Source organism: Winogradskyella sp., from assembly GCF_025210595.1.
Lineage (GTDB): Bacteria > Bacteroidota > Bacteroidia > Flavobacteriales > Flavobacteriaceae > Winogradskyella.
This window is the reverse complement of record NZ_JAOARH010000144.1, coordinates 1-6004: the sequence shown is the minus strand read 5'-3', so window position 1 is coordinate 6004 and position 6004 is coordinate 1. Positions and strand designations below refer to the sequence as shown.

Annotated in this window: 5 protein-coding genes; 1 reads left to right on the top strand and 4 read right to left on the bottom strand. The window is 34.5% G+C overall.

Translation table 11 applies throughout. The features are described 5' to 3' along the window. Window positions 1-1495, bottom strand: a 1495-nt coding sequence (locus tag N4A42_RS13810; protein WP_294075183.1) for a hypothetical protein, incomplete at its 3' end; no start/stop codon positions are given. Window positions 1496-1638: 143 nt separating this feature from the next. Continuing rightward, window positions 1639-3264, bottom strand: a complete 1626-nt coding sequence (gene pruA, locus N4A42_RS13805; RefSeq protein WP_294075179.1) for an L-glutamate gamma-semialdehyde dehydrogenase — start codon at window positions 3262-3264, stop codon at window positions 1639-1641. A gap of 337 nt (window positions 3265-3601) precedes the next feature. On the opposite strand from pruA, the gene N4A42_RS13800 reads away from it, so the two are divergent. Further along, window positions 3602-4612: a DUF6695 family protein gene (locus N4A42_RS13800; RefSeq protein WP_294075176.1), complete on the top strand. Its 1011-nt coding sequence runs from the start codon at window positions 3602-3604 to the stop codon at window positions 4610-4612. 44 nt (window positions 4613-4656) lie between these two features. Here the strand turns inward: N4A42_RS13800 and apaG are convergent, their stop codons facing one another. Both apaG and N4A42_RS13790 read right to left on the bottom strand, forming a co-directional pair. Then, complete coding sequence (gene apaG / locus N4A42_RS13795; RefSeq protein WP_294075173.1) at window positions 4657-5043, bottom strand: Co2+/Mg2+ efflux protein ApaG; 387 nt, start codon at window positions 5041-5043, stop codon at window positions 4657-4659. Window positions 5044-5107: 64 nt separating this feature from the next. After that, the coding region (locus N4A42_RS13790) for an aminotransferase class V-fold PLP-dependent enzyme (RefSeq protein WP_294075170.1) at window positions 5108-6004 on the bottom strand (897 nt) is incomplete at its 5' end.

Sequence of the window (6004 nt, the reverse complement as noted above, 5' to 3'; positions counted from 1 at the left end):
TTTTTTCAAGTTGAAATAGAGTCAAATTATTTTCAGTAACATTTAATGGTGGTGATAGTATTTCGGTTAATGCAAAATTTACATTGTCTTCATTTAACTGCACATGTGGTTCATTATCATCTGGTAAAAATGTATTATCAAATGGAGTGTTATTAGTTGTGGCTCTACCAGATAAGTTTATATTGTGAAACCAATCAATGTCATCGTCTGTGCTTTCTTCTGTGATTTCTAACGCTAAAGCACTTACAGAAGGTATAAAGCTAAACTTGTCAATTTGAAGGGCGTTTAAAAAATCTTGTGCAATTCCACCTTCTGAGCCAACATCTCCGGTTAAATCTGATAAATCAAAAAGACCACCTGGTGCAGCATCAACACCATCAAAATTTGTGGTTCCTGAATTGGCTATAGACTCTACGTTTGGTACAATTGGTGGAAGTAAAGGTGCGAAAAATCGACTTACTTGTGCAGGTGTGCCAGCAGCAGGAGTCATGTTTATTTCAATATCTACATTTACAGGGCCTAAAGGACCATCTACAGGAATTGTAGTGTCTACAATGGTAAAGCCATTTGTAACTGGTGTTGTGCCATCGGCAGCTAAATAAGGGCTGCCAATACCGCTTCCGTTAATTATAGAGACATTACGAGTGTTTTCAGGAAAGCCATTAGAAGTAAAGCTATTTATTCTAGATTCAAATTCAATCCTATAAGGGTGTGCTATAGGTAATGTTAAACTAGGATCGAAAGAATATACATCTGTATTTGGATCTAATAAATGTGGTTCTAAATGGTCAATTAACAACTGCCTTGCTGCAGGTGACTTTAGAAAACCTTCAATTAAGGGTTGTAATTCTGTAACAGGATTTAACGGGTTGTTTGCTAAGAAATTTAACTGGTGTTGTAGACCTATAGGTACATTTGCACCATGGTGTGGCGAATCAAAAGAAATGTATAATCTTGTGTCTGCATTAAGTGTGTTGGCTTCCATATAGTTTAATGCATATCTAGAAATGAGTCCTCCCATGCTTGGGCCAATAATTACATTTTGCTCAGGATTGTTGGGTGCTTTTGCTGTATTTATAATGTTTAAAAGTTCAACAAGTAACATGGCGTTTCGCTCAATGAAATCTGCGCCTCCGTCTACAGTTGCTCCATCAGCTGCTCTTACATAAACTGGGAAGTTTAAAATGATAACATCAAATCCTTGAGCTCTAACTAGGTCTGCTAAATTTTGTGAACCAGAGCTACCTGTAAAATCTAACATGCTATAGATGCCAGGTATATCTCTAGAGTCGGTTGGGTCAAAGCCATCAACTAAGATTATAGGTTTATCTAAAATGTTATCAGCACTTAAAAACATCTCATATTCTCCTTCGCCAGGATAATTAGATGTTTCTCCGTATGCGGATAAATCTGGTGTAATACCAGAAGTAAATGCCGTTTGTGCTAGCATTAGCGATGGTAAAAACAATAAAATAAAAGCGTATAGTTTTTTCATAACGAGGGTTTTTTGTTTCAGATTCAAAAGATACAAAGTTTCAAAACCTAAAGATGTTTTTTGATTGTAATTTCTATGAAAGGCATAAAAAAATCCTTAAAAACATAAGTTCTTAAGGATTTGTTTTTCAAAACATTATAAAATTATCCAAGAAATGGATATCTGTAATCTGTAGGAGTTACAAAGGTTTCTTTAATTAATCTTGGCGATACCCAACGTAACAAGTTTTGCGCACTACCAGCTTTATCATTTGTTCCAGAGGCTCTTGCGCCACCAAATGGTTGTTGACCTACAACAGCACCAGTTGGCTTGTCATTGATGTAGAAATTTCCAGCTGAATTTTGTAAAGCTTTAGTGGCTTCATCTACAGCATAGCGACAAGTAGATAAAACAGCTCCAGTTAATGCGTATTCACTGGTTTCGTCAACTAGTTTTAAAGTTTCAGAGTAAGCATCATCTTCATATACATAAATTGTAATTACAGGACCAAAAAGTTCTGTACACATGGTTGTGTATTTTGGGTTTGAAGTTACTATAACTGTAGGTTCAATAAAGTAACCTTTAGATTTGTCATAACCACCTCCAGCAATGATTTCTGCATCACTATCATTTTTTGCCTGATCTATATATTTTGCTAATTTATCAAATGAACCTTCATGGATTACTGCTGTAATAAAGTTGCTCATATCTTCTGGAGATCCCATTTTAAAAGATGCAATGTCTTCTAAAATGTATTTTTTAACATCAGACCAAATGCTTTTAGGAACATAAGCTCTAGATGCTGCACTACATTTTTGACCTTGAAATTCAAAAGCACCACGAGAAATTGCTGTAGCAACTTGTTTAGCATTAGCAGACTTGTGTGCAATAATGAAATCTTTTCCACCTGTTTCACCAACAATTCTTGGGTATGTTTTATAGTTATGAATGTTATTTCCGATTTGTTTCCAAAGTTCTTTAAAAATAAATGTAGAACCTGTAAAGTGTAATCCAGAAAAATCTGGGCTAGCTAAAACGGTATTGGTTATCATAACTGGATCACCAAATACAACATTTATAACACCATCTGGCACACCAGCTTCTTTAAATACATCCATAATAACTTTAGCAGAATACACTTGGCTGTCACTTGGTTTCCATACGACAACATTACCCATTAAAGCCATACAAGCTGGTAAATTTCCAGCGATTGCAGTAAAGTTAAAAGGTGTTACGGCATAAGTAAAACCTTCAAGAGGTCTATATTCTACACGGTTCCAAGCATCACTTGTGCTTTCTGGTTGCTCCATGTATATATCAGTCATAAACTGAACATTAAAGCGTAAGAAATCTATAAACTCGCAAGCAGCATCAATTTCAGCTTGGTGTATGGTTTTAGATTGTGCCATCATAGTTGCGGCATTAATCTTTGCTCTGTAAGGACCAGCAATTAATTCAGCAGCTTTTAAAAAGATGCCAGCGCGTTGTTCCCATGGTAATTGAGACCATGTTTTGCGTGCTTCTAAAGCAGTAGCAATAGCGTCTTCAACATGTTGTTGCTCTGCTAAGTGGTATTCGCCAACAATATGTTGGTGATCGTGAGGAGGAGACATTGTTCTGGTGTTTCCAGTTGTAATATCTTTTCCGTTAATATATAAAGGGACTTCTACTTTGCTGTTGTACATAGATTTGTAAGCCTCAGATACAGCTTCACGTTCTGGTGAGCCTGGAGCATAAGACTTTACAGGTTCATTAACAGCTACTGGTACATTAAAGAATCCTTTTCCCATCGATAAATTTTTTTAGCGTTTCTGAGTTTTACGCTAAGCTGTTAGACTGAGCTTAGTGAAATAACATCAGAAATCTGGTTATGATTAAGTTATTATTTAAAAGATTCCCAACCGTTTGGGAATAAAATTTTGAAAGTGCAAAGGTACAATATTTATGAGATATTATTATTCTTAAAGATTATTGTTGTGCGAAAAGTGATAATAGGCATTAGGCTAGAAAAACCTAACAAATCTCAAAATATTTTAATTGCTAAATAGAAGAGTTAATAGATTTTAAAAGGTGAAAAATACCAACATTATTTTTTGTAAGTTGCTGCCTTATTTTTTAAATTTTACCATGTCTAAGAACGATGCATTCATACTTACACTTGCTTATCCTGAAACAATTGTGTCTCATGCCGAAGAATGGTATTCTAAGTTTTTGCGTTTTCTTTTTGTAGGGAATAAAAAACATGTTAGAGCAGGACATGCTGCTTTAGTTTTAATAAATAAAAGTACAGGTGTTTTAGAGTATCATGATTTTGGTCGCTATATAACTTCAGAGCCTAACGGAAGAGTAAGAGGTCGAGAAACAGATTTTGAATTAAGGTTTCCGATAGAGGCAAAAATTGAAAATAATAAGATTAAGAATTTAGAGGATATTCTAAAATTTTTAGCCACAAATCCTAAGTTAACCCATGGTGATGGTCACTTATATGCTTCAGTTTGTGATAGTGTAAATTATGATTTGGCAAGAAAGTATATAAATGAAATGCAGGCTCAAGGCTTTGTTAGGTATGCAGCATTTATAAAAGAAGCTTGTAATTGTGCGCGTTTTGTGACGGATACTCTAATTGCTTCTGTGGTAGATGCTAAAGTTAAGAAACAACTAATACGTTCTAAATGGTTTACGCCAAGTACTATTGGTAATGTGGTTATTGCAGATACTGAAGATTTTGTGTATTTGGTTAATGAAAAAGGAGGTGTAGATAGATTTGGGTCTACAGTTAGTAAAGAAAATAGACGTTTATTTTTAGATCAGTTAAAAGGCTATAATCCAAGCTTGATAGGTACTTTAGAGCCTAAGCATAATACAGTAAAAGTGGAGCATGCGCAATGGTTAAGTGGTATAGCAGCAGGTGCTTGGTTTGAGCTTTATGATTTAGGACACGATACAGAATATCGTTTTAGACGTATTTCTCCTTATGGTAATACAGATTGTGATGGTGTTTATAAAGTAAACGATGAGAGTTTTGATATAAATACGGAGTATCAATTCATTCATTATTCTAATTGCTTATTCTTCAATGTAGAACAAGGTCTTGTATCCTACAGATTCGATTTTGTAAAAAATTATGTGTCAGATTGAGCTTGACGAAGTGCGTAGTCGAAGTATTGAGGTGTAGTTAAAACCTAATTAAGTGCAAAAGGCGCGCTTAATTTAAAGGAAGGAATATAAACTTTAAACTTGCTGGCTTTTGTGAAATTAACCATATTGTAATGACCTCGCATGGCACCAAAAGGAGATGTTAACAAACAACCAGAATTATAAGTGTGCTTTTCGCCAGGTTTAAGAACGGGTTTCTTTCCAATAACGCCTTCACCTTCAATAATTTCTTCGTTGTTTAGAGCGTCTAAAATTCTCCAATGACGTGAGTTTAATTGTACAGAATCCTTACTCTGATTTTCAATTGTTACTTTATAGCCAAAGGCAAAGTGAACTTTATAGTTTTTATAAAATGTGCCTTCAAAATTGGTTTCTACAGAAATTTTAATTCCGCTTGTAACTTGTTGTACCATAGTTTTTATGGGAAATTATAATGCTAAAATAGTATAATTTTTGAATGAATACTCATTTTTAAGATTAAGAAGGGTTTATATTTAACATTTTATCGACAACATGCTTTTCAAGTGTCTTAAAAAAGTTGATGACATCCTCTTTTTCTAAAAGACTATTAATGGTTACCATTCTTACAAATTCTTCGTTTTTAAAGGAACCAAAGCCCACCATTAATTTTGAATTTTCATACAGGCTAGTGCACAATGCTTTGGCGGGAATGCCTTTGTAGTTAAAACATACAGATATAGAGTCTTCAAAACTGTAAAGTGTATAATCTTTATGATTGTTAATGTAATCTCTCGCAATTTGCGCCATTTCAAACTGTTTGTCTACAATTTTTTCCAACCCTAAAGTTCCAACAGATTTCCAGAGCGTCCATATTTTTAAAGCATCATTACGACGTCCGCATTGCATGGAGGTTTTACCTAAATTAAAATCGTCACTATCGGTTTGGTATAAGTAATCGGCTTCATTTGAGAATGAATGATGTAATTGGGCTCTATGTTGTGTTATTATTATGGAACAACTCAGTGGTGTGCCAAGCATCTTATGGGCATTAACACTAAATGAGTTGGAATTCTCTAAGCCTTGTACTAGATGTTTGTGCTTATTGCTAAAAATAACTCCACCACAATAAGCGCCATCTACATGCAGCCATACATTATGCTTTTTACAGACTTTGCTTATAGTTGTAATATCGTCAAAAGCACCCAACACAGTAGTGCCGGCAGTTGCATTAACAAAAAACGGTTGGTAACCTTTTTTTATGTCTTCTAAGATTAATACTTCTAAATGTTCTGCTAACATTTCACCTTTATTATTGGTTTTAACTAACCTAACCTGTGCTCTTCCTATGCCTGTTAACGCTGCATTTTTGGAAATAGAATAGTGTGATTCAGCAGAAGTATAAAGCGTCATTTT

What these genes read in the sequence shown, in the direction of transcription:
- apaG (WP_294075173.1), bottom strand. Translation starts at nt 5,043, where the DNA reads ATGGTACAACAAGTTACAAGCGGAATTAAAATTTCTGTAGAAACCAAT.
- N4A42_RS13800 (WP_294075176.1), top strand. Translation starts at nt 3,602, where the DNA reads ATGTCTAAGAACGATGCATTCATACTTACACTTGCTTATCCTGAAACA.
- pruA (WP_294075179.1), bottom strand. Translation starts at nt 3,264, where the DNA reads ATGGGAAAAGGATTCTTTAATGTACCAGTAGCTGTTAATGAACCTGTA.